The following is a 22,680-nucleotide window of genomic DNA, read 5'->3' on the forward strand; positions in this document are numbered from 1 at the left end:
ATGGGATGGCATGTCAATGGCGCCGCCCGGCACCACGCGGATCATCCCCTTCGGATTGATTGCCACAACTCGTCGGTTTTGCCTCTCACTAATACGATGAAAGCTCTATCGCGCGCCATCCTTCTTGTTCTCACGCTCGCCAGCGTGCAGGTGGGCCGTGCGCAGGACCGCGGACAGATTCAGATTACTGGCGATAGTCTCGTCGCTGGCGACATCAACGGCCAGCCGGTCGAGCAAATCATCGGACACTTCCAATTTGTGCAAGGGCCGCTCTATGGCTCCGCCGACAAGGCAATAAAGTACACGAACGGTCATCGCGTGGATTTGATCGGCAACGTCGCGATCCATCAGGATACCCTCTCGCTCTATGCGCCTCGCGCCACGTACAATGATTCAACGCACCTCGGTCATGCCGATGGCGGCGTGCGGCTGTTCGATCGCGACATCGAGCTGACTGCCTCCGAAGGCGACTACGACATGGACAATCAGATCGCGCGGTTTCGGCGGCACGTGACGATCACACAAGGCAAGACCACGAGCGTTTCGGATTCGCTGGTGTATTATCGGGCTACCCAAACCACGATTTTGCTTGGCCATGCAGAGGCGAAAAGTGATTCCGGCTCCCTCTCCGGTGATACCATTATTTACTTGAAGGCGCTGGACGAAACAACGGTCAAAGGCAATGTGCATCTTGCGAACGACTCGCTTCGGCTCTCCTCGGATTGGCTTCTCGATGCGCGGGCGCAGGGCCAGATGCGCGCGCGCGGGCATGTCGCGGTTGAAGATATCCCGAATCAGACGACCGTCTTTGGCGATACACTTGCCCGCTTCGCCAAGCTAAATTACATGATCGTGCCCCGCCGACCTCTGCTTGAAATGCTGGATAGCTCGCAAGTCCGCGACAGCACCGGCAAGATGGTCACGCACTTTGACACGACGTTCCTCCGGGCCGATACGATGAAGATCTTCCAAGGCGATTCGGCTCGATTTGTGGCGATCGATAGCGTTCGTCTCCTGCGTTTGGGCTTTAGTCTGATTGGCGGGACGCTTGTCTACGATCAGGCGCGCGAAGTCATTACCGTCTCGCACTCTGCTCGCCAGCGTGTCTGGAACGACTCGACCGAGATCAACGCCGATAGCATCGCGATGACAATGCGCGACCGTCACATTCAGCGCATTTATGCCTTGCGTCATGCCTTCGCCACAAGCCCGGTTGATTCGTTTCCGAACTCGGGCCGGATCCATCAACTCGAGGGTGACAGCATGGTGCTCATCGTCACCCGGGATACCGCGCGGCAACTTTATGATCTCGGCAACGCCTTATCCATTTACTTTCTCATCAGCGATGGCAAGCCGGACGGCGTGAATCGATCGAGCGGCGATACGATCCGCATGGACTTCAAGGGCAAGTCCGTCGAGCGGCTCGCGATTCTCTCCGGCACTGAAGGCGAGTACTTTCCCGAGCGATTCGTCGGCAAGCGCGCCAAGTCATTCCGGCTTGCTGATTACGAACGGCATACTCAATTGCGACCACGCCGGGAAGAATTTGTCCTGCCATGGGAATTGCCAGCGGCACCTCCGCCAACGCCACGAGCAAAGCCGCAACTGCCTAAGACACCAAAGCCGGGACAACCGGAACCAACGCCAAAGCCGCCCGTTCAACGAAAGTCTGCAAGCTGACCTCATGCAAGAATTACGCTCCGAGCACCTCAAGAAGATTTACGGCAAGCGGACGGTCGTCCGGGATTCCAGTGTCTACGTCGTCCCCGGCGAAATCGTCGGGTTGCTCGGCCCAAATGGTGCTGGCAAGACCACGACGTTCTACATGATCACCGGCCTCATCAAGCCGAATGAAGGCCGCGTGCTGCTGAACGGCGAGGACATCACTGCCCTGCCGATGTATGCCCGTGCGCGCAAAGGCATTGGCTATTTGCCACAGGAGGCATCGGTGTTCCGCAAGATGTCGGTCGAAGAGAATCTGCTCGCAGTGCTTGAACTCATGCCGCTATCGAGGAAAGAGCGCCAATCGCGGTGCGAGGAATTGCTGGAGGAGTTGAACATCGCGAATATTCGTAAATCGCCGGGCTATGCACTTTCCGGCGGCGAGCGGCGCCGATGTGAGATCGCTCGGTCGCTCGCGACCAACCCAGGTTATATCCTGCTCGATGAGCCATTCGCCGGAATCGACCCGATCACGGTCGAAGAGATCATGCAGATCGTCATTCGGCTCAAAGGCCGTGGCATCGGTGTGCTCATCACGGATCACAACGTGCATGAGACGCTCTCGATCACCGATCGCGCGTACATCCTGATTGATGGTACCATCTATCGCGCCGGAAGCGCCGATGAACTGGCTGAGGATGAGGAGATTCGGCGGCTGTATCTCGGCGAAACGTTTAAGTTGGAGCGATACCGGGATCGAGTTGATAGTCAGTAGTTGATTGTTGATAGTGGATAGTGGATAGTGCATGGTCAAAGAACGGGATCCTCCCGTATTATTCTATCCACTATCAACTATCCACTATCCACCATCCACTAATTATGTAACAATCTCCCCATCGAAACTCATTTATTGGCTCTCACCAAGACGCTTCCGCATTTTCGTGAGCGCTGCATCGTAGGTTGCTTTCATCTCCGGGCGAGTCATGCCTTGGGATTCCAACTCGTGCAGCGTCATCATATTGCCCATATCCGCCAATTTGTTGATCGCGGTGCCGCGGATACCGTTGTCACCGTTGTTTGTCAAATTCCACAGCGAGCGATACACAAGTCCTGAATCAACGGAGACCATGCCGCTGATCGCACCGATGAGGTTCGTCCGCGTCCACTTCGGCATGTCGTGCTGATTGATGAGTAGGATCAACTCATTAAGGGATTCCGGAGTCTTCGTTGCTTCAAGTACGCTTATTGCAGATTGCCGTATGCGATCGCGCGGCGAGTTAATCTTTAAGAAGTTCAACGCGTAACCATACGCTTTGGAATGATCGTAAAGCCAGAGAGCATTTAATGCACTGCCTACGACACTATAGCTGGAGTCATGCTCGATCAAACCCATGAGGACTGGCTCGCCCATCTGTTGTGGCGCATGCGATGGAATCAGCATCGCGGCCTGTGCGCGCAAATCGGAGCGGTGGTCCTCCGTTGCAATCTCCATCAAGATCGGAGCGATGTCATGTGCGGAATCCGCAAATCTCGCGAGCGAAGCGAGCGCATGCTGGCGAACGGCCCAGAAGGTATCGGACACTGTCGTTTGACGTAGCGCCTCGAACGCGGCAGCGGAATACCCGACATTCTCAGGTGTCAGATTGAGCGCAGCCTGTGAACGCTCGATCGCCCATCTGGCGTGAGTTAGCTGATAGACCCACTCATCAGCAGTTTTATGAAAGCGTAACTCTTTGATGATGGTGTTGCCCTTATCGAATATCACCATGACGGGCTTTTGGGGCACGGAGAAGGTATAGGTTTGCGCTGAATCCTGCATCCGGACTGTCTCTTGCCTAACGGTACCATCTGGCATCGTAAATTCAATATCGATCGGAGTCTTGAATATTCCCGTCAGAGAATCGTGGGCTTGCGTCTGCGCGACATTCATATGCACTTGGTGCGCAACATCGTCGTAGGTGTATGCCACATCAAAGATGGGATGTCCGCTCTTGAAGACCCACTCGTCGAAGAACCATTTCATGTTCTGTCCGGTGGCCTCTTCGATCGATCGCATCAAGTCCTGGGTCTCGACAGGTTGAAACTGATGAACCATGAGATAGTGGTGAATGGATGCCCACCATGCAGTATCACCAAGAATATGACGCAACATATTGAGCGTCGCGGCACCGCGCGGATACGTGTTTACGGAGTACGCGTTTGTCGCCACAATGGGCCTCTTCCCCATACTGGTCTCGGCGCCGATCCCGGCATTTGCAGCACCCTGCATTTCCTCTTCGAATTCGTCCTGCCCATCCTGGTATTGGCGGAACATTCCTTCAAAGTATGTCGCAAATGATTCATTGAGCCACATATGAAGCCAGCCGCGGCAGGTGACGACATCGCCAAACCACTGATGTGCAAGCTCGTGGGCGATGAGGCCTTCGGAGCTGAAATCGATTCCAGACCGCTTATCGAACATGACGTAATCGTTCAGCGTCGTGGCCGAGACGTTCTCCATTCCGCCGTAAGTAAAATCGGCGATGGCAATCTGCGCGTATTTTTCCCAGGCGTACTCAAAGCCGGTCTTGCTTGAAAAGAACTCGAGCATTCTTGGAGTAAGTCCGAAGATTCGATGCGCCTCGCTGGACCAACCCGGGTAGACCCAGTATTGCACTTCCTTGCCGCGCCACATGTCGGTCGGGACTTCATAATGGCCGATACCAAGCATGATGAGGTAAGTCGAGTATGGTTTATCTTCTTTCCAGTGCCAGGTAACTGAACCATCTTTATTCTTATCCTTGCCGACGAGATGACCGTTTGAAAGCGCTTTTTGGTCCGAGCGGACCGTAACGTACATTTCGGTCGTGGTCTTATCATTGGGATAGTCGTATGTCGGGAGCCAATAGCGATTATCCTCGCCTTCGCCTTGTGTCCAAATTTGCTCGGGACGTTGTGTGTAAAATGTATCCGGTGCCATGAAATACATTCCCTTCTTCGGCATACCGGAGTATTGAATGCCGATCGTGATCGGCTGGCCGATCGGCATCGCATGACCAAACCGCATCGTCAGCTTATTATCCGCAGTATCGAAGCGAACCGCAGTCTGCTTGCTCTTGCCTTCTTGCAGCCACACCTTCTCGATGTTTAGTCCATTTTCATCGAAGACGATCGTGTCCACCGGTCCGCGCTGCGGAAGTATTGTAAGTGTGTGCAACACAGTGCCCATTACCTTCTTTGCCGGCTCATCGAACGAAATATGCATTTCGATGTGCGAAATATCCGTCGCGTGAGTGCGGGATTGCTCCGGTGGATCCCAGCCTGTGAACTGAGCGCGAGCGAGCAATGGAAGAACAACAATGGCGAGTACAATCGAAAAATAGCGAAGTAGCTTCATGCAATTTGAAATAATAGAACTGCAAATTTACCTTATCTTTCACCTCCTCCCCTAAAAAGCGAAGGGACACACTGTCCGTGTGTCCCTTCAGAACGAGAGATGTTGTTTCCCCTAACCATGTCTGTGGCGCCGGCGATCTCCCTCTCCGATCGGCTTCAAGACTGCAATTTGGTTGGCATTCAGGATGGTCTGAAGCTGAGCTTCGAACTGCGCCCGACGCGCCTGTGGCGTCAGCGTCGTATCCGCTTGAAGGCTGGCTTGCAGGTCTTCAATCAGGGTGATCTGGGTCGCGGTAAGTGTGTCACCGGCAGCCGCGAGCACCTGTTCCATCCTGGCAAGCACGATGCTATCGCGGACGGCGGGAGCCATTGACTGCAGGCTATCCAAGTCATGATTATTGTGTTGACGCCCCGAAAGCGGTCCACGTCCATAATGTTCAGGAGGAACAGCCGGAGGCATCAACGCTTTGAGTTGTACGAGCTGTGCAGGCGTTAAGATATTTGCGAGACCATTCTGCAGCGCGACCTGATATTGCTGCCGCAGTGCCCGAACTGAGTCGCGATTCAGTGTCCCCGAGGCTTTCATCGTCGTAATCTGTTTTTGAATTGCGAGCCGGAGTGAATCCTGCAATGCCTGAATTGCGATAACCTGGGTGTCGCTCAGACCAAGCTGCTCCTGCAGATATTGTACTGGGAAGCATGCCGGCGATGGAGTCCGGTCCGTATCACCCAACGGTTGCGTGTTAAAAAATGCGCTGGCTGAGTAACTGACCGGCGTCGAAGTTGCCGGCGCCGAGTTGGGGCTTGAACATGCTGTGATTAGAACAGGCGTGAGTCCAAGTAAAGCGAACAGAATCCGTTGAGTATACGCGCGGGCATACTCTGCGATGAATAACTTCATTACAGACCTCGTCTAATTAATAACGTTCGTTGTGACTCGATTGACAGACCTCGCGCTGCTTCTTCAGCACAGGGTCGGCAGGCTACACAATCGGGCGGCTTCGCGACGACCTTGCGATTAGTTGACCTTCAGTGATAGAACGCCTTCAGGCACGACTTATCACAAGCATTTTTCTGAGTATGAAGTTAATTCCACTTCACGATTGGCGATCGAATCACATTAGATGGAGCGCCTGACTTACGGTCGCCTTCTGCTCCAATTCATGTACCGCAAAATAGCCGGTTGCCGGACTGGCACTCGCGTCGCGACCGACGTACCGAACCGCTAGATTTGGAAATAGCCCTTCAAGTCGTGGGCGGATGAATGTCCAGGCTCCCATATTCTTCGGCTCTTCCTGGCACCATACGATCTCACGCGCATTTGGATAGTCCTCGACGATCCGTTGAAGCGCCTCACCCGGGATGGGATATAGTTGTTCGAGTCGCACGAGCGCAACCGTTTCGTTATCTCCGCGAGCCTCGAGCAAATCGTAGTAGACTTTGCCGCTACATACAACGACTCGCTTTACCTCCGTGTGGTCTTTCAGGCCCGCATCGTCAATCACCGGAAGGAAACCGCCAGTTGTAAAATCATCAATCGTCGATCCCGCGGCTGGCAGACGAAGTAAACTCTTCGGGGTCATAACGATCAGCGGAATTCGCTCCACTTGAGTTGCCTGACGACGGAGTAGGTGAAAATACTGCGCCGGGTTTGTCGGATTCGCAACCTGAAGATTATTCTCCGCGCAGAGTTGCAGGAAGCGTTCGAGTCGTGCACTCGAATGCTCCGGGCCTTGCCCTTCATATCCATGCGGCAGCAACATGACCAGCCTAGACTTCTGCTTCCATTTTTCCTCTGCCGCGGCGATAAACTGATCGATAATCGTCTGCGCGCCATTAGCGAAATCGCCAAACTGGGCTTCCCAGATTACGAGATCATTTTCGGCAATAACCGAATATCCATACTCGAAGCCAAGCACGCCCTCTTCAGAAAGAGAGCTGTCGTACACCTCGAACAAAGCCTTCGCGCCATTCAAATGTGCGAGCGGAATCCACTTCTCGCCGGATTCAATGTCATACATCGCGGCGTGGCGCTGGCTAAAGGTGCCACGACCGGAGTCTTGTCCGCTCAAGCGGACGTGCGTGCCTTCGAGGACGAGCGAGCCAAAGGCGAGCGCTTCGCCAAAAGCCCAATCGGCATTCGATTCTCCCGCACCCATCTTGGCTCGCCTGGCAAGTTGGCTCACCATCTTCGGGTTCAAGTGGAATGCCTGTGGTACGATCGAAATCTGTTGGGTGATCTCATCGAGTATCGCTCGATCCATACCGGTGGCGATACTAACCGAGCCGTCTCGCTCCGGTGTCGTTTCGGGAAGCGATTCAGTCTTCCTCAACCCGGCAACAACAACTTTCGCGCGCTGTAACGCCTCATTATAGCGACGGATCCGCTCTGCGACCAAGTCCTTGACTTCTTGCTCGGTGACGACTCTCTCCTTCACGAGCCGCTGTGCATAAATCGTGCGGACACCCGGGTGAGCTTTAACACGCGAGTACATGAGAGGCTGCGTATAGCTCGGCTCGTCTGATTCGTTATGTCCCAGACGACGAAAGCCGATGACATCGAGGACAATATCCTTGTGATAGGTCCGGCGATACTCGAGTGCAAGCAACAGGGTGCGATAGGCCGCATCGGGATCGTCACCGTTGATATGGAAAATCGGCGATTGGGTCATTCGCGCAATATCTGTCGAATAGACCGTTGATCGGCCTTCGGCAGGATTCGTCGTAAAGCCAATCTGATTATTGACGACAATATGAATCGTCCCACCGACGCCGTAACCAGATAGCTGTGCGAGATTGAGCGTTTCCATAACGATGCCTTGACCGGCAAAGGCGGCATCGCCATGTATCAGCACCGGAAGAATCTTCTCCCAACTCAACGTTTGAATGTTGAATGCTGAGGATGCCTTTCTTTCATCATTCATCATCCCTAACTCATCATTCCCCCGGAGCGCGTCCTGCTTGGCACGGACCATTCCTTCAACGACGGGATCGACGGCCTCGAGATGGCTCGGATTATTTGCGAGCGTGAGTTTGACCGTTCGCGACTGAGTCTGGCGTTCGCCAGTCGCGCCCTGATGATATTTTACATCGCCTTCATCCGCAGGAAAATTTGGATGGACCGAGCCTTCGAAGGATGTGAAAATGCGCTCGCAATAATGGCCAATCACATTCGCGATCACGTTTAACCGGCCACGGTGCGACGACCCGAAGACAATTTCTTCAACACCATCGCCGGCGGCTTGCTCGATCAGTTGATCGAGTAATGGAATCAGCGTTTCGCAGCCTTCGACAGAGAATCGCTTTTGGCCGAGATAATTGGTGTGTAGGAACCGCTCGAACTGCTCGGCGGAAATTAGCTTCCAAAGAATCTGCTTGCGAACCTCTGGCTCGACTGGCTGTGCGGCGCTCTCCACGCGCTGCTGGATCCATAGCTTCTCTTCCCGGCTCTGGATGTGCCGGTATTCCACGCCGACCGTTCCGCAATAGGCCTGCCGGAGTGCATCGATGATTGTTCGCAGCGTCGCAATGCCGAGTCCAGATAAAGTACCGGCATCGAATTCGCGGTCCAGATCCCAGATTGTCAGACCATATGTCTCGATGTCGAGTTCAGGATTATAACTGACCTTCACCGCATGGAGCGGATCCAGATCGGCGATGAGATGTCCACGCACGCGGTAGGCATTAATCATTTCGAGTACGCCGGCCTGCTTGCGCAATTGGAGCCGCTCTCGTGCCTGCGAGGAGAGGAGCGCAGGGTTTGTGTCGATCCCCCAGTGGAAAGGTCGTACCGGAATTTCTATGTCCCCAAATATTCGAGCATAGAACTGGTCCTTACCAAGTAATAGCTCATGGATGCGTGCCAGCATTGCGCCGGATTCCGCACCCTGAATGAGACGGTGATCGTAGGTATTAGAGATTTGGACGACCTTACTCACGCCCAGAAGCGTCAACGCTTCGGGCGTCATCGCCTGATACTCAGCAGGATATTCAATCGCACCTGTCGCGATAATCATCGACTGCCCGGACATGAGTCGCGGCACGGAGCCAACGGTCCCAAGCGTGCCGGGATTCGTTATAGAGATCGTGGTGCCTTCGAAGTCCGCAATTTCAAGCTTGCCAGTTCGAGCTCGTGTGACTACATCATCATAGGCCCGAAGAAATTCCGAGAATGTGAGCGTGCTCGCACGCTTGACGTTTGGCACCAGCAACGTTCGGCTTCCATCCTGCCGCTGGACATCAACAGCAACTCCTAAGTTTATGTCTGCTCGTTTGATTCTTGCAGGTCCCTCTGCGGAAAGCTTCAAAGCATCGTTCATCTGCGCAAACCCGTCCATCGCTCGGATGATCGCCCATGCAATAATATGTGTGTAAGAGACTTTGGATAAACCTCGTAGCACTCTGTAATCATTGATGACGCGTCGATTTTCCTCGAGCACCTTTACCGGAACCAACCGAACGGATGTTGCCGTCGGCACGGTAAGACTCTGCTCCATATTCTCGACGAGTTTTTTCGCGCCGCCGCGAAGCAGTTCAGCACCGCCTGTGAGTGTGGCGGGGGCAGCCATGGGACTGATCGGACCGGCAGGACTGATGGGTTCAACTGTCTGAGTAGGAGTTTTTCCGTTTGAACTCGCCCCGCCAATCAGTTCTTCGAAATAGCTGCTCCAGCTTTCATCGACAAATGACGGATTGGATTGATAGCGATCGAGAAGTGTTTCGACGTAGCTGGCGTTTGCGCCAAAATCCTGTGCGATCCTGGCTGAGATGTTTTTGTTGTTGTTTTGCATTCCGATAGATTCTATAGAATCCATTGACTCTATACGATCTTTCGTACCAAACGTTGCGGACAATCGGGGACGGCAGTAAATGGAACGCCATAAAAATAGGCCCCTGCGCGGAGGACCGGAGTGCGCAAGAGCCTTGTCCCAGAGCCACCCACCGGACTTGAACCGGTGACCTGCTGATTACGAATCAGCTGCTCTACCAACTGAGCTAGGGTGGCATCGTGTAAGGCCGCCTCTTATGAGGCGCGCGTGTAACACCTTGCCTTTCATACGCGGTTCCTCTCGAAGTGCTTTAACTGCTGAGTGCTAAAAGCTACGTCCTGAGATCAGTAATCACTTTTGCGAAACGATTTCCTGCCAACACATCTTTGCACTCAGCACTAAGGACTCAGCACTTAGTACGTGCTTGCTGCGGGAGTAATTCAGCGGTAGAATGCCAGCTTCCCAAGCTGGACGTCGCGGGTTCGATCCCCGTCTCCCGCTCATTGAAAGTTCTCATCGTTCGTACCGACCGCTTGGGCGATCTCGTCCTGACGCTGCCTATGGCGTCTGAACTCAAGCGAGCGAATCCCAACGTCTCCGTCTCCTTCCTCGTCCACAACTACACCCGACCCATAGCCGAGCGGTGCCCGGCGATCGACAAAGTGATTTCGTTCGAAGCTACAAATAGCCTGTGGCAAAATATCAGACTCTTTCGCGCCAGTGGTTGCGAGGTCGCAGTGTTTCCGAGTCCTCGATGGCCATTAGTCCTTGCGGCCTTTCTCGCCCGAATTCCAGTCCGGATTGGCACAGGCTATCGTTGGTATTCTCCACTTTTCAATCGGCGCATTCGAGCGCATCGGCGCCTAGGCGGCCTCCATGAGGCAGTGCACAACCTGCGAATGCTTCGATCGATCGGTATCGAAGCTGATCCGCAGGCACTCCCTCAAGTTGAACTCCGCGATGAAGAACATTCAGTGGCACGCGAGTGGCTCTATGCCACACTGCCAAATGCTGCCGACAAATTTGCGGTGCTTCACATCTCGACAGCCGGTTCGAGTAAGGACTGGTCGCTGGAGCATTTTGTTGAGCTTGCGAACACGATGCGCTCCGAATTTGGATTGGAGATCGTGCTTACTGGCACAGAGGGCGACCGGGAGTTGCTGGAGCGCGCAAAGAATGAAATTGGCGCTGGCGTCCATTTATTCGTCGGCAAATCTCTTCCGGAGCTTGCAGCATTGCTGACCAAGGCATCGATTGTGATTTCGAACAGCACCGGCCCAGGTCATTTGGCTGCCGCTGTTGGCACGCCCAGCGTCGGGCTTTTTCCGTTGCCTCCTGCGTTAGCACGCGAGCGATGGGGATTTCGCGGGACGCGTGCATTCAATCTTGCGCCGGAGCCGATCTCTGGATGCCCGAACTGCAAAGTATGTACCTGCATGGAACGAATTCTTGTGCGTGACGTAATGGAGATCATACGCAGCATCCTTAGCTGAAGCGCTATTCATGTATACAGTCCAATTGAGGTTATTGGCTTGAGCTTAAAGCACTTGTTCTCACACCGGGTGGCACTGATTGTCCTCGCTCTCGCGGCGAGTGTCGCAACGGTTGCCGCTATCGAGGCGCCCGACCAATCCGCCGTTGCGGATCAGCAATTCCGCTCCTGGCCCAATAATGCATTTACCGTTGGGGAGCGGCTTAGCTTCGATATTTCGTATGGGTTTATTACCGCCGGTCATGCCGTGATGTCTATTCCGGCGTACCGGTATGTCAATGGTCGCAAGACCTATGAGACTCGGATTGAAGCAAGTTCCACCTCGGGATTCGATTGGGTCTTCAAGGTTCGGGACCGTTACGAGACGTTCATGGATGTCGATGGGATCTTTCCCTGGCGTTTCGAGCAGCATGTTCGCGAAGGAAATTACTCCAAGGACTATGACGCGTTTTTCGATCCGGTATCCGAAACGGCGGAGACCAGCGATGGAAATCATTACAAGATTCCGAAGTACGTGCATGATATTGTCAGTGCATTCTATTATGTGCGGACGCTCGATCTGACACACTCACGAAGGGGTGATGTGATCCATCTTCAAAATTTCTATGATGGACAGACGCATCCTCTGGATGTTCGTATTCTCGGCCACCAAAAAGTTGAAACCGATGCGGGCACATTCGAATGCGCGGTTGTCGAGCCGATGGTCGTCCAGGGCGGGCTGTTCAAAAGCGAAGGATCGATCAAGATTTGGCTGACCGACGATGACAATCATCTGCCGGTCAAAATGACCTCCAAAGTCATCATCGGTGAGATTACTGCCACGCTCACAAAGTATGAAGGTGCTCGCGGTCCCGTGACGGCGAAGACGGAATAACTGGTGGCCGCTCATTTTTCCTGAGTATTTTTGTGCATGGTGATACGTCCGATACCCGCAGCCGCACTAATCTTCCTGACATTGTTCGTGACTGGCTGCAGCTTGTTTGGACCGACGACCAAACCGCTTAGCCCCACTTCGCCGTACCTGCCGCTGCCAAACGCGCTCGACGAAAATTACTTCCGGTCTCCCTCTGGCGATATTGCGGCCCGCTACCCGAAGGGCTGGCTCAGGGTGGACATTCGGAGTATTCCGATGGAGAATGTCCTCGAAGTCTATACCGATCCGGAGCGCGAACGAGCGCTCGTACTCGCGGAGATTCCCGCAACGGCCGAGTTTCGGCGTGAAGTCCAACGCGATGGAATGAGCGCGCTCACGGAGCAATCGTTTCATCTGAAGTCATCGCGCTTGCCTGGCAAACTCAGCATTTCGCGGCCAACCACGCTTTACACCGTGAAGAACAAGCTGTTCGCAAGCTATGATTATGTGGAGAATTCACCTGATAGCATGCACCAACGGCAACACAGCGTAACGCTTTTCACGACAGGCGCTCGGTTTTATGAACTCAGTATGATCGAGTTGAATGTTCCTCGGGATCCTTCCGTACATGTTCAGAACTTCCGTCTATTAGCCTCTGTTATCGCGTCGCTCGAAGGGGCGGCCGAAGTGCGGGACACCCTGTAAAATATGAAATATGAAGTATGAAATATGAAAGTGGCACGCACTGGTAGTAAATTGTGCGTCGAGCGCTAACCTGATTTCATACCTCACATTTCATACTTCATACTTCATCTTTCATATTTTCCCACTCGCTGGGGCGTCGCCAAGTGGTAAGGCACCGCCCTTTGGAGGCGGCATTCGGAGGTTCGAATCCTCCCGCCCCAGCGAAGGGAAAATATGAGATATGAAGTATGAAATGTGGTGCAGGGCTTTAGTACGAGACATTCTTGGCATCAACAGACTTGTATTGCATTGAACGACTTGTCATCACCACCACCCTCCTTCAAGTGAAGAAGCAGCCCGGAAATAACGCTTCATCTTTCATACTTCACATTTGAAATTCTCCCCCGTGTCTCACCCAAAGATCGTTTCCGGCCGTAGCAATCCGAAATTCGCGGAAGCGGTTGCTGCGGCGCTCAACGTGCCGATGGCTTCCGTTCGCATCAAGAATTTCTCGGATGGAGAGATGTGGGTCAAGTACGACGAGAACATCCGCGGCGAGGACCTCTTTATCATCCAGTCCACTAACCCACCGGCGGAGAATCTCCTCGAGTTACTCATGCTGATTGACGCCGCTCGGCGCGCCAGCGCCAAACGCATCACGGCTGTCATCCCCTACTTCGGCTATGCGCGGCAAGATCGCAAGGACCAGCCCCGCGTTGCCATCACGAGCAAACTCATTGCAAACCTGATTGCCAAGGCCGGCGCCGACCGCGTGATTTCGATGGATTTGCATGCGCCGCAGTTACAAGGCTTCTTCGATATTCCGGTCGATCACTTATACGCCTCGAACACCTTCGTCAAGCACTTCAAGGAGCAGAAGATCAAGAAGATGATCATTGCTTCGCCGGATGTCGGTGGCACCAAGATGGCCCGCGCGTATGCCAAGCGATTCAATACCGATCTTATCGTAATCGATAAGCGCCGTCCCGCGCCGAACGTGGCCGAGGTGATGAACATCATCGGCGATCCCAAAGGCAAGAACGTGATTATGGTAGACGATCTCATCGACACCGCCGGCACGTTCACCAACGCCGCCGTGGCACTGAAGAAGGCCGGAGCCAACCGAATCTTTGGCGCGTGCACGCATGCCGTCCTTAGCGGCGAGGCCATCAAGCGGATCGAAGATTCGCCGCTCGAGTCGCTCATCGTTGCGGACACAATCCCGCTGCTCCATCACTCGCCCAAGATTCGAGTCCAGTCCGTGGCCAAGGTCTTCGCCGAAGCCATCAAACGGACGCATGAGGATAAGTCGATTTCCTCGCTGTTCGATACGTAATTGGGGCCGGGAACTGGCGCACGTCATTGACAGTGAAAAAGCCGCGTAGGGAAATTGCTATGATAACCGTAGGGACGTGCTGTGCACGTCCTGCCGCAGGGCAGCAGAGACATTCCGGTTATCCTGGAAGAGTGGAGGATGTGTCAGGGGAACAAGGGAGGTTGTTGTAATTTCACACCATGTTTAACAAGACTAGACGGATCAAGGATCATAGAACTTCCACTATTGAGAAGTGGGGGCCTTATGAGTGGTTCGCAATTGTCGCGATCTTTTCAGGGCTCGCAGTGCTATTGCTTTTTCTCGGCATTGTCGCATTTACAGGCCGCGGGCCTATTTGGAATTATGATGGGCCTGAGACCGGGGCCATAGGCGAGTTCATTGGCGGTATTGTTGGCTCGCTCTGGTCGTTTGCCGGTGTACTACTCATCTACAGCACCCTGAAAATTCAGAGACGAGGAATGAAACAGGTGCGATTACAAATGAAACGAGATCGGAGACGCAATGAGAAGGAGGACTTTGAGAGAACGTTCTTCAATCTATGTACCCACCTTCGTGCGTTGAAGGCGAATTTACGTGTGCGCGGCTTGCGCTTCGATGCGAGTGTAATGAGCGGGATGAGCCAAACCTCCTATGAGGGAGCAGAGGTATTGAAGTACCTCGAAGAGATGTTAAGACAATTCGTGGTTGAGAATCCAAATCATCCGCTGGATGACCAGTTGACTGAATTCTTTGATAAGACTGATTTTGCAGCACATTACTATCGGTCGGTTTATCACATTTTGAAATTCATCAAACTCAGCGCGCCAGCCGACAATATTCATCCTCCGAAGTTTTATGCCGACATTCTTCAGGCTGAGTTATCATCTTCCGAACTATTCCTGATATGCTATAACTCATGGCTTCCGAGATTTTCAAAGCTTAAGGTTCTAAGAATAGAATTTGATTTCATCCAGAATCTGCGATACGATTGCCTTATTAGCGACGATCATAGAGCTTTAAGAAGAAAGGAAGAAGCCCATGAGAGCTAACTTCGACCTAGACAAAGACGAGGCAATCGCTCATAAGGAAGAGGATCTTTTAGGCCGATGGCCCTTCGCATCAAACATTTGCGAGATTATCGACTCCATTCCAGAAGGGCAAAGTATTAGAATCGGCCTGATCGGCGAGTGGGGTAGCGGCAAAACCGTAATACTGAATTTCATCAAGACGATTGAGTCGCAACAAAATGAAGTTGTGTACGTCAAGCTCTGGGGAACAGCCTCTGTTCCAGTCGTTTTACAAGAGATTGTTCGGCAGCTAAGCAATAGCCTGCGTCCACAAGATTCAGAGTTCACATGGAACTTCCTTGGCGGATTATCCCCAAACGCCGCGAGTATTCTGAACAGCGAAGGAGCATACTTCGGAATGGATCTCCCCTCTTCCCTGCGCTCCATAAAGAGCTTGTCCAACATTCCTGGGAAACGCGTCGTAGTCTTGTTTGATGACTTGGAAAGAGCTGAGCCGAACTTAACACCGGACCTCTTCTACCTCTTGAGAAATGGACTAAACATTCCAAACATGTCCTTCGTGGTAGCGTACGATCCTGAAGCAATCAAGGAGCGATTTCAATTCGGTTCTTCCTCAACCTACGCAAGGAAGGATTACCTGAATAAGATCTTCGACTTCAGTTTTCGTGTGCCTGGCCTGGAGAGTGACGGCATTTGGTCTCTTATCGACAACGAATTCAAGGCACTTGATATTCCTCTGGACTTCCTGGAGGCGGCGGCGGCTTTTAAGTTTCTTCCCTGGAATCCAAGGAGAATTCGATCATTTGTCAGGCATTTATCCGCGTCGAGCCACATCTTAGGCCGCTTTGACCGTGAGGAGGTTGACGCTGAGTTGGTTTCCATGACTACCCTTCTTGAAGTATTTTCGCCTGGCCTTTGTGACATTATTTTAGGGTCGGCATACTGGGCGCAAGATCACTTTTCACTCGGAGGCTCAAACAGAGAGGCTGGAGTGAAGACGATCATGGAATCGCTAACGAGCCAAAATATCGTTCCTCTTGCCGACTCTGAAAGCGTAAGTCGCATTATTTCACGGCTTGATGAGAGATTTATAAAACGTTCGGACTTCCAGATGTACTCTCACCTATTGGATCACCCTCCAATCGTTACGGAAAAGGAGTGTAAGGTGATCATGCTTCGCTCGAAAGAGGAGGGCACCACCTTAGAAAGTGTGATTCGAACCTACAGTGCAGAAAGTGGGCACAGCATTCAATCTGTCTTCCTTGCGCTGTTTTTGGAATCCGTTGACATATACGCTCGTCAATTACAGCCTTACTTGGAAATACATTTTGAAAACACTGGCATAGCGGCGGATGGACTTCGAACGCTTAGTTTCTTGGACGAGCTCGTCTCCCTAAGTTCAGTTGAAGACTTCAAGTATGGATTAGGTTCGAGCTGCTTCGAAGGGATACTAAAGGTGCATCAGGCGTGGGGCAATTGGACACGCGAGTACTTACCCATACGCGAACGCGAACGCTCTCTGTTGAAATCCTTCATTGAAACGGGACCTCATTCTGATGATAGCCTATTGCGAATGGTTGCTCCCTGGAGCCAGATGTTTAGTGATGACAAAGTCTTTTACAGAGAAACTTGTGATCTCCTTTTTGCGTGCTTGAGGGAGAATGTTATTAAAGAAACGGAGGCTTCATTTCCCTGGCTTTCCCTTGCGTCAAAGTTTCGCGATTTTCCATATTTTTATTACCCCCTTTTTTTGGACAACGATTCGGTCTTTTGGAGGCCAGAAAATCTCGAAAGATTGAAGCAGATACTTTCACTCATTCCGGCACAATCTGGCATTACGGAAAATGCTTATCTCATTTTGATCACGCTCTCTACCGTCTTGCTCGGGAAGAATCCATTCTATGCTTCTTTTAACAACAATGTTTTGAAGGATGCTGGTACCCTGCAGTTGCTTTTCGATTTTGCTACCGCATCTAGGTTGTCATCTCGCAAACGGGGTGAACTTTCTCTTGCAAAAGCTAACATTGAAAGTGAGCTGAAGGTGACTTTAACCACTCCAGATTGGCTCTCTCAATAATACAGTTCCGCTCCGCTCCACCCCAGTCTGCGGGTACTTCCTTCGACACGTTCAGGCCGCCTCCGGCACTTTGTCGCTGCCGCGCGCAGCGTAGGCGCGTGAGGCAGCGTAGGCGCGTGAGGCAGCGTAGGCGCGTGAGGCAGCGTAGGCGCTGAGGCAGCGTAGGCGCGTGAGGCCGCGTAGGCGCGTGAGGCAGCGTAGGCGCGTGCAATCCGTCATTCCCGCGAAGCGTAGGCGCGAGCCGGGAATCCAGGTTCGATTCAGCACGATCGAGTGGGGCCTGCATCCCCGCTTTCGCGGGGATGACATAGAAGGCTTTTCGCAGGACTGACAGAGTGGCCGTGGGCTTTCTAAAAAGAAACAGGTGCCCGTACGATTAATTCTTCGCTTGCCTCTTGACTTCCGTGTTTCGGCGCCCTATATTCGAGTGGGTGATGATAGGCACCTCTTGCTCATTGACAATCAAACCTCTTGCCATTTGACAACATGGCGATTTTGATGCAATGGAGAGGACATTCATTAAATGACAACTCAAAAGAGAGAGTTAAAGTATTACTTTAACCACGGGCACCTGTTTCCGGCGGCAAAGAACGAAACACGAGCCAATCTTGCGGGTGATGATTTGCCACGCTGGGAGCCATTCCCGACTCAAATTGTTAAGAGGCCGCAATTCAAAAGTCCGTACGAGCGATCGGCGGGCACAATTTCCAACAGCGCTGTTGGGCACTGCTCGATGTGAGCGATCATGTTGACGTAAGTGTGCAGCGGCTGATAGAATATCATGGCACAACTCCAAATCAACGCTGAAAAGCGTAGCAAACTCGGCGGCTCGACCGCATTACAGCTTCGCAACAAAGGCCGAATTCCCGGCATTGTTTATGGTCATGGCGAAGCCAGTATTCCCTTTCATGTCAAGGAACTCGATCTGCGACCGCTTATCTATACGCATGAGACGCATACAGTCAACCTGAATATCGATGGCGAGCCGACGCTCTGCATCTTGCGCGAAGTCCAGTTTCATCCTGTGACCGACCGGGTATCGCATATCGATCTGATCGCAATCCATGCGGGAGAAAAGATCAAGGTTGACGTGCCGGTCCGTTTGGTCGGGACTGCGATTGGAACAAAGGATGGCGGTATCCTCAATTTTGTTCTCCACAAACTGAACATCGAAGTTCTGCCGGATGCCATCCCGGAGCATATCGATGTTGATGTGAGCGACCTGAAGATCGGCCACGCCAAACACGTATCGGATCTTCCTGAACATCCGGCCTACACGATTTCGGGCGAAGCCAACGCCGTCATCGTCGCGGTTGTACCGCCGAAGGCAGCGGAGGAAGCAGCAGCCACGACCGAGGCTGTTGTGACCGAACCGGAGCAGATCAAGGCGAAGGGCAAGAAGGAAGAGGAAGAGGGCGCTTCCGCGAAGGCGTAATCCCCTTAGAGGATAGTTGAGAGTGGATAGTGGAGAGTGAATAACGGGGACAGTCTATCTCCCTCTCTCAACTAACCACTATCAACTATCCACTATCCACTTTCAACTACCAAGATGTGGCTCTTTGCGGGACTTGGTAATATTGGCCGTGAGTATGCCGGAACGCGGCATAATGTGGGCTTCGAGGTGGTCGATCGCGTCGAGCGGGATCTGACTCGTTCAACGGGTTGGCGTGCCGGTAAAGGCGATTATTATGTTGCAAAAGGCGCGCATGCCGGCGAAGATGTTCTTCTGATCAAGCCGACGACCTACATGAATCTCTCGGGCCGCGCGGTCCGGGATGCACTTCAATTCTATAAGTGCGATATCTCGAATCTGGTCGTGATCGTCGATGATATCGCGCTGCCATTGGGGACACTTCGGCTACGGCTGCTCGGCTCTGATGGCGGACATAACGGCCTCTCCTCCATAATTTACGAGCTTGGCACGAATGACTTCGCTCGACTTCGATGCGGCATTGGTGGAGAATTTCGGAAAGGCGATCAGGTCCGCCATGTGCTATCGCAATTCAAGCCAGACGAATTGCAGCGAGCATCCGAAATGATCGATCGCGCCGCAGGCGCTTGTGAACGAATCGTTGCTTCGGGACTATCGATGGCGATGAACGTCATCAATGTAAACGACGCGACGCAAGCGTAGAAAATGGAACAGGCTGAAGAAGCCCTCTGTTAGACCGTCCCCATTAAGAATGGGATCAGCCCGAGTGGTGAAATTGGTAGACACGCGGTGTTCAGGGCGCCGTATTCGTGAGGATGTGGGAGTTCGAGTCTCCCCTCGGGCACAAAAGACAGAACCTGGATTCCGCCGATAATGTGGATTCTTGGGATCGGTTCACAGGCAGTTTCTCACGATCACCGTTTGGAGTTCTCTCAATGCGAAATCCTGAAGATCACGGGAGAAATTCCTCAGCGAGTTCGGAACACACGAGTCCTCGCCCGAAACTGCAGATTGCATGGATTTCGCTGTTCGTTACCCTCTTTCTCCTTAGCACGAAATTAGTTGTCGGTCTGATGACTGGTTCGCTGGCGATTCTCTCGCTCGCGGCCGAATCCGGCATCGATCTAATCTCCGTCACCATAACACTGCTGGCGATTCGGGTCAGCTCGACACCACCGGATGAGGACCATCCCTATGGTCACGGAAAATTCGAGAGCCTTGCGGCGCTGGTCGAAGGTCTGCTGCTACTCGGTGCGACACTCTGGATTGCCTGGAATGCCGCAACCCATTTGCGAGGGACTCCGAGGAAGATCGAGGTCAATATCTGGAGTTTTGCGGTTCTGATTGTCTCGATCGCACTTGATTTCTGGCGATCGCGCCGGATGCATGCTGCCGCCCGCGAGCACCATTCGCATGCATTCGAAGCCAGCGCACTCCATTTTTTCAGCGATTCTCTGGGTGCCATCGTCGCAATTGTTGGACTCTTACTCGTGCGCTATGCTGGCCTGCCGGCTGCTGATGATATTGCGGCACTTCTCCTAGCGGGATTCGTCGTCTGGCTCAGTGTGAAGCTATTGATACGGGCGCTCAATGGCTTGACTGACCGCTTTACCAGCCGAGAAGACTCGGAGCAGCTCCTCGCGCTTGTCCGCAACGTACCCGGAGTTGAAGCGGTCTCACGTCTTCGAATGCGACAAGCAGGTTCGACGCTGTTTGTCGAAGTCAGCATACAAATTAGCCGGATCCTGCCATATGCGGCCATCGAGCGCGTACTCCAGGAAGTTGAAGAAGCGATTACTGCCGACTTTACAAATGCCGAGGTTACGGTCCACTGGCGTCCAGTTCGGACGACGGCGGAGGCGCCTTTCGAATCGCTGAAACTCGTTGTGGCACAGTACGGCCTGCAACCACACAATATCGAATTAGCTGAAACCTCCGAGGGCAAGATCGCTCTCGATTACCATCTTGAGTTTCCGCCCGGTACTGCGTTAGCCGAAGCCGAGTCTCTTTCCCGGGAAATTGAAGAACATATCCGCAAAGAGCTGCCTCAGATCGAGTCGATATTCGTCCACTTGGAAGAGCAGCGAAGTGATCTTCGGCTTCCGAAGGTCGATGATATTGGTGCGCGGCAGACCCAATTACTTCACGACATCGAGGCCTACTCTCTCGCGGCAAACCCGGCGGTGCGTCATGTGCACGAGGTTCATTTGTATCGGGATTCGGATGGCGAGATGCACAAGTTGGTCCTCACAGCTCAGGTGGCGGCTAATCTCTCACTTGCCGAAGCGCATGACATCGCAACCGAAGTCGAGCAAGCACTGAAAGTGAGATTCCCGGAGTTGACGCGCGTGGTTATCCATGCCGAGCCGGAATCACTTTAGAAGTCCGAGCTTTTCGTCGATCCGGTTAAGATTGAACCGGAACGTGGACTCATTCGCATCCTCAGAATAGATAAAGCAGGATGTGACGAGATCATTCAGGACAGTTGAGAGATCATAGCGGGCTCCTGAAAGTATCGTGCAGACCTCTTCAGGATAGTAGTATACATACTCATAGCCTTCTTCTTCCGCCCGTTCATAACAATTATGATTCAGGAAGCTCCAGGCAACTCCGAAGGTCGAGTATTGTAGTGCGCGATCGAGCAGACGCAGGAGCGACGAGAGACGGTGCTTCTGTGGGAAGATGAACTTCAGGCACGGTGCCACGCCAAACATTGTGATAACATCATATGTCTGTTCGAATTCGTACGTAAAGAAGTCACCTTCGATTGCGTGCACTTCTGGGTATTGCTCTCGGATGACGGCAATCTGGCCCGAGGAAATATCGATCGCGGTGATGCTCGCTGGCTTGATATTGCGCTTTGCAAGAAAATCGAATAGCAAACCATTGCCCGCGCCAACATCGAGAAGTGTCTTGCCATTGAGATCGACATGCTCGACGAGAAATTCAAATTGCGCGAGCATTTCCTCCGGTTCGCCCCAATCGTTGGCGGCAAAGCCAGCGTGTGAATCCTGCGCATTCTTTGAATAGTAATCTGCGAGCGATTGTGGCGAGAGCTTTTGACCGGGAATGAGATATTTACCGAGCGATTGCATTACAGATATCCTTGTTTAGTTTCTTCCGTTAACACTTCATTCATGCTGCCACTACGGAAGCCTTGAAGATCGAGCGTGACATACGTAAAATCCAATGCCTTCAGAGCAGTCACGATCTGTTCGCGATGCGCGGGCTCAATGGCCCTCATAAGTTCTTTCGTGCCCAGTTCAATACGTGCGGTGCGCGCGTCGTGAAAGCGGACTCGTACGGCAAGAAAACCCATATCGCGAAGGATGTTTTCGGCCTTGTCGATCCGCTTCAACTTATCTCGGTCAATCGCCATGCCATAGGGGAATCGCGATGACAGGCAAGCAAAGGAAGGCTTGTCAGCGGTTGTCAGTCCTAATTCACGCGATCGTTCGCGAATTGCGAACTTAGTCAGCCCAGCTTCGGCTAGCGGCGAGCAAACACTTTGTTCGTGAAGTGCACGTAGTCCAGGACGGAATTCATGCGTGTCATCGGCGTTCGTGCCATCGATGACAGCGCCAAATCCGATGCGGGCACGAATACCCTCGAGTTTCTCGTAGAGTTCGGTTTTGCAATAGTAACAGCGGTCTGGAGGATTTTCCGCAAATTTAAGGACGTCCGTCTCTTCTGTTCGGACGGTTTCATATTCGGCATCTATCTCCTCTGCCAACCGGACTGCTTCCACCAATTCTCGTTCGGGATAAGTCTCGCTGATACCAATTACCGCTCGGACGCGCTCGCGTCCCAATACGTCACGCGCGACCTTCAACAAGAATGTTGAATCGACTCCACCGGAGAATCCGATAACAACCGAACCGAGGGAGAGCAGAATTTCCTCAAGGCGGCTGAGAGCCGATCGCTGATCGACCTGGACATGCTCTTGGTCTCCATCCTCCATTATTACAAGTTCAAGTGTTTCCATTACCCTCG

16 protein-coding genes and 4 tRNA genes are annotated in these 22,680 nt (G+C 52.8%); 14 read left to right on the forward strand and 6 right to left on the reverse strand.

The window, feature by feature from the left end; translation table 11 throughout:
- The first annotated feature begins 96 nt into the window (after nt 1-96).
- Nucleotides 97-1,680 (forward strand): LptA/OstA family protein, encoded by a 1,584-nt coding sequence (locus Q8902_05720; protein ID MDP4199052.1) that lies wholly within the window; start codon nt 97-99, stop codon nt 1,678-1,680.
- A 4-nt stretch (nt 1,681-1,684) separates the two neighbouring features.
- Nucleotides 1,685-2,437 (forward strand): LPS export ABC transporter ATP-binding protein, encoded by a 753-nt coding sequence (lptB, locus tag Q8902_05725; GenBank protein ID MDP4199053.1) that lies wholly within the window; start codon nt 1,685-1,687, stop codon nt 2,435-2,437.
- A gap of 132 nt (nt 2,438-2,569) precedes the next feature.
- Here lptB and Q8902_05730 read toward each other — a convergent pair whose 3' ends face one another.
- From Q8902_05730 to Q8902_05745, 4 genes are all read right to left on the reverse strand, one after another.
- A complete protein-coding gene (locus tag Q8902_05730; protein MDP4199054.1) occupies nt 2,570-5,038 on the reverse strand; it encodes a M1 family metallopeptidase in 2,469 nt (822 codons plus the stop codon).
- 111 nt (nt 5,039-5,149) lie between these two features.
- Nucleotides 5,150-5,938, reverse strand: a complete 789-nt coding sequence (locus Q8902_05735; protein ID MDP4199055.1) for a hypothetical protein — start codon at nt 5,936-5,938, stop codon at nt 5,150-5,152.
- Nucleotides 5,939-6,152: 214 nt separating this feature from the next.
- A complete protein-coding gene (locus tag Q8902_05740) occupies nt 6,153-9,851 on the reverse strand; it encodes a multifunctional oxoglutarate decarboxylase/oxoglutarate dehydrogenase thiamine pyrophosphate-binding subunit/dihydrolipoyllysine-residue succinyltransferase subunit (protein MDP4199056.1) in 3,699 nt (1,232 codons plus the stop codon).
- A 118-nt stretch (nt 9,852-9,969) separates the two neighbouring features.
- A tRNA-Thr gene (locus tag Q8902_05745) sits at nt 9,970-10,042 on the reverse strand.
- 193 nt (nt 10,043-10,235) lie between these two features.
- On the opposite strand from Q8902_05745, the gene Q8902_05750 reads away from it, so the two are divergent.
- The 12 genes from Q8902_05750 to Q8902_05805 all read left to right on the forward strand — a co-directional run bounded on the left by Q8902_05750 (nt 10,236) and on the right by Q8902_05805 (nt 21,068).
- Nucleotides 10,236-10,307 (forward strand) — tRNA-Gly (locus Q8902_05750).
- 2 nt (nt 10,308-10,309) lie between these two features.
- Nucleotides 10,310-11,299: a glycosyltransferase family 9 protein gene (locus Q8902_05755; protein MDP4199057.1), complete on the forward strand. Its 990-nt coding sequence runs from the start codon at nt 10,310-10,312 to the stop codon at nt 11,297-11,299.
- A gap of 69 nt (nt 11,300-11,368) precedes the next feature.
- A complete protein-coding gene (locus tag Q8902_05760) occupies nt 11,369-12,172 on the forward strand; it encodes a DUF3108 domain-containing protein (protein ID MDP4199058.1) in 804 nt (267 codons plus the stop codon).
- A gap of 36 nt (nt 12,173-12,208) precedes the next feature.
- Nucleotides 12,209-12,856, forward strand: a complete 648-nt coding sequence (locus tag Q8902_05765; protein ID MDP4199059.1) for a hypothetical protein — start codon at nt 12,209-12,211, stop codon at nt 12,854-12,856.
- 129 nt (nt 12,857-12,985) lie between these two features.
- A tRNA-Gln gene (locus Q8902_05770) sits at nt 12,986-13,057 on the forward strand.
- Nucleotides 13,058-13,241: 184 nt separating this feature from the next.
- Nucleotides 13,242-14,171, forward strand: a complete 930-nt coding sequence (locus tag Q8902_05775) for a ribose-phosphate pyrophosphokinase (protein ID MDP4199060.1) — start codon at nt 13,242-13,244, stop codon at nt 14,169-14,171.
- Between the two features lie 179 nt (nt 14,172-14,350).
- Entirely contained in the window at nt 14,351-15,199 is an 849-nt protein-coding gene (locus tag Q8902_05780; protein MDP4199061.1) for a putative phage abortive infection protein, read from the forward strand.
- The gene (locus Q8902_05785) at nt 15,189-17,255 is read left to right on the forward strand and encodes a P-loop NTPase fold protein (protein ID MDP4199062.1); all 2,067 of its coding nucleotides are present in this window, start codon (nt 15,189-15,191) and stop codon (nt 17,253-17,255) included. Before Q8902_05780 ends, Q8902_05785 begins: the two co-directional genes overlap by 11 nt.
- 781 nt (nt 17,256-18,036) lie before the next feature.
- Complete coding sequence (locus Q8902_05790) at nt 18,037-18,690, forward strand: 50S ribosomal protein L25 (GenBank protein ID MDP4199063.1); 654 nt, start codon at nt 18,037-18,039, stop codon at nt 18,688-18,690.
- A gap of 114 nt (nt 18,691-18,804) precedes the next feature.
- The gene (gene pth, locus Q8902_05795; protein MDP4199064.1) at nt 18,805-19,389 is read left to right on the forward strand and encodes an aminoacyl-tRNA hydrolase; all 585 of its coding nucleotides are present in this window, start codon (nt 18,805-18,807) and stop codon (nt 19,387-19,389) included.
- Between the two features lie 58 nt (nt 19,390-19,447).
- A tRNA-Leu gene (locus Q8902_05800) sits at nt 19,448-19,531 on the forward strand.
- Nucleotides 19,532-19,622: 91 nt separating this feature from the next.
- Nucleotides 19,623-21,068 (forward strand): cation diffusion facilitator family transporter, encoded by a 1,446-nt coding sequence (locus tag Q8902_05805; protein ID MDP4199065.1) that lies wholly within the window; start codon nt 19,623-19,625, stop codon nt 21,066-21,068.
- Here the strand turns inward: Q8902_05805 and Q8902_05810 are convergent.
- Together Q8902_05810 and larE are read right to left on the reverse strand one after the other, a co-directional pair.
- Nucleotides 21,060-21,782 (reverse strand): class I SAM-dependent methyltransferase, encoded by a 723-nt coding sequence (locus Q8902_05810; protein ID MDP4199066.1) that lies wholly within the window; start codon nt 21,780-21,782, stop codon nt 21,060-21,062. The two genes, Q8902_05805 and Q8902_05810, sit on opposite strands and share 9 nt — an antisense overlap.
- Nucleotides 21,782-22,672 carry an ATP-dependent sacrificial sulfur transferase LarE gene (gene larE, locus Q8902_05815; protein MDP4199067.1) on the reverse strand — a complete coding sequence of 297 codons (891 nt, stop codon included), beginning with the start codon at nt 22,670-22,672 and terminating at the stop codon, nt 21,782-21,784. The genes Q8902_05810 and larE overlap by 1 nt, the downstream gene beginning before the upstream one ends.
- Nucleotides 22,673-22,680 lie beyond the last annotated feature (8 nt).

This window comes from Bacteroidota bacterium (assembly GCA_030706745.1).
Taxonomy (GTDB): Bacteria; Bacteroidota; Ignavibacteria; order Palsa-1295; family Palsa-1295; genus PALSA-1295.

Coding starts and splice junctions, on each gene's coding strand:
- Q8902_05720 (MDP4199052.1), top strand. CDS start 97: ATGAAAGCTCTATCGCGCGCCATCCTTCTTGTTCTCACGCTCGCCAGC.
- lptB (MDP4199053.1), top strand. CDS start 1,685: ATGCAAGAATTACGCTCCGAGCACCTCAAGAAGATTTACGGCAAGCGG.
- Q8902_05730 (MDP4199054.1), bottom strand. CDS start 5,038: ATGAAGCTACTTCGCTATTTTTCGATTGTACTCGCCATTGTTGTTCTT.
- Q8902_05735 (MDP4199055.1), bottom strand. CDS start 5,938: ATGAAGTTATTCATCGCAGAGTATGCCCGCGCGTATACTCAACGGATT.
- Q8902_05740 (MDP4199056.1), bottom strand. CDS start 9,851: ATGGATTCTATAGAATCTATCGGAATGCAAAACAACAACAAAAACATC.
- Q8902_05765 (MDP4199059.1), top strand. CDS start 12,209: ATGGTGATACGTCCGATACCCGCAGCCGCACTAATCTTCCTGACATTG.
- Q8902_05780 (MDP4199061.1), top strand. CDS start 14,351: ATGTTTAACAAGACTAGACGGATCAAGGATCATAGAACTTCCACTATT.
- Q8902_05785 (MDP4199062.1), top strand. CDS start 15,189: ATGAGAGCTAACTTCGACCTAGACAAAGACGAGGCAATCGCTCATAAG.
- Q8902_05790 (MDP4199063.1), top strand. CDS start 18,037: ATGGCACAACTCCAAATCAACGCTGAAAAGCGTAGCAAACTCGGCGGC.
- pth (MDP4199064.1), top strand. CDS start 18,805: ATGTGGCTCTTTGCGGGACTTGGTAATATTGGCCGTGAGTATGCCGGA.
- Q8902_05805 (MDP4199065.1), top strand. CDS start 19,623: ATGCGAAATCCTGAAGATCACGGGAGAAATTCCTCAGCGAGTTCGGAA.
- Q8902_05810 (MDP4199066.1), bottom strand. CDS start 21,782: ATGCAATCGCTCGGTAAATATCTCATTCCCGGTCAAAAGCTCTCGCCA.
- larE (MDP4199067.1), bottom strand. CDS start 22,672: ATGGAAACACTTGAACTTGTAATAATGGAGGATGGAGACCAAGAGCAT.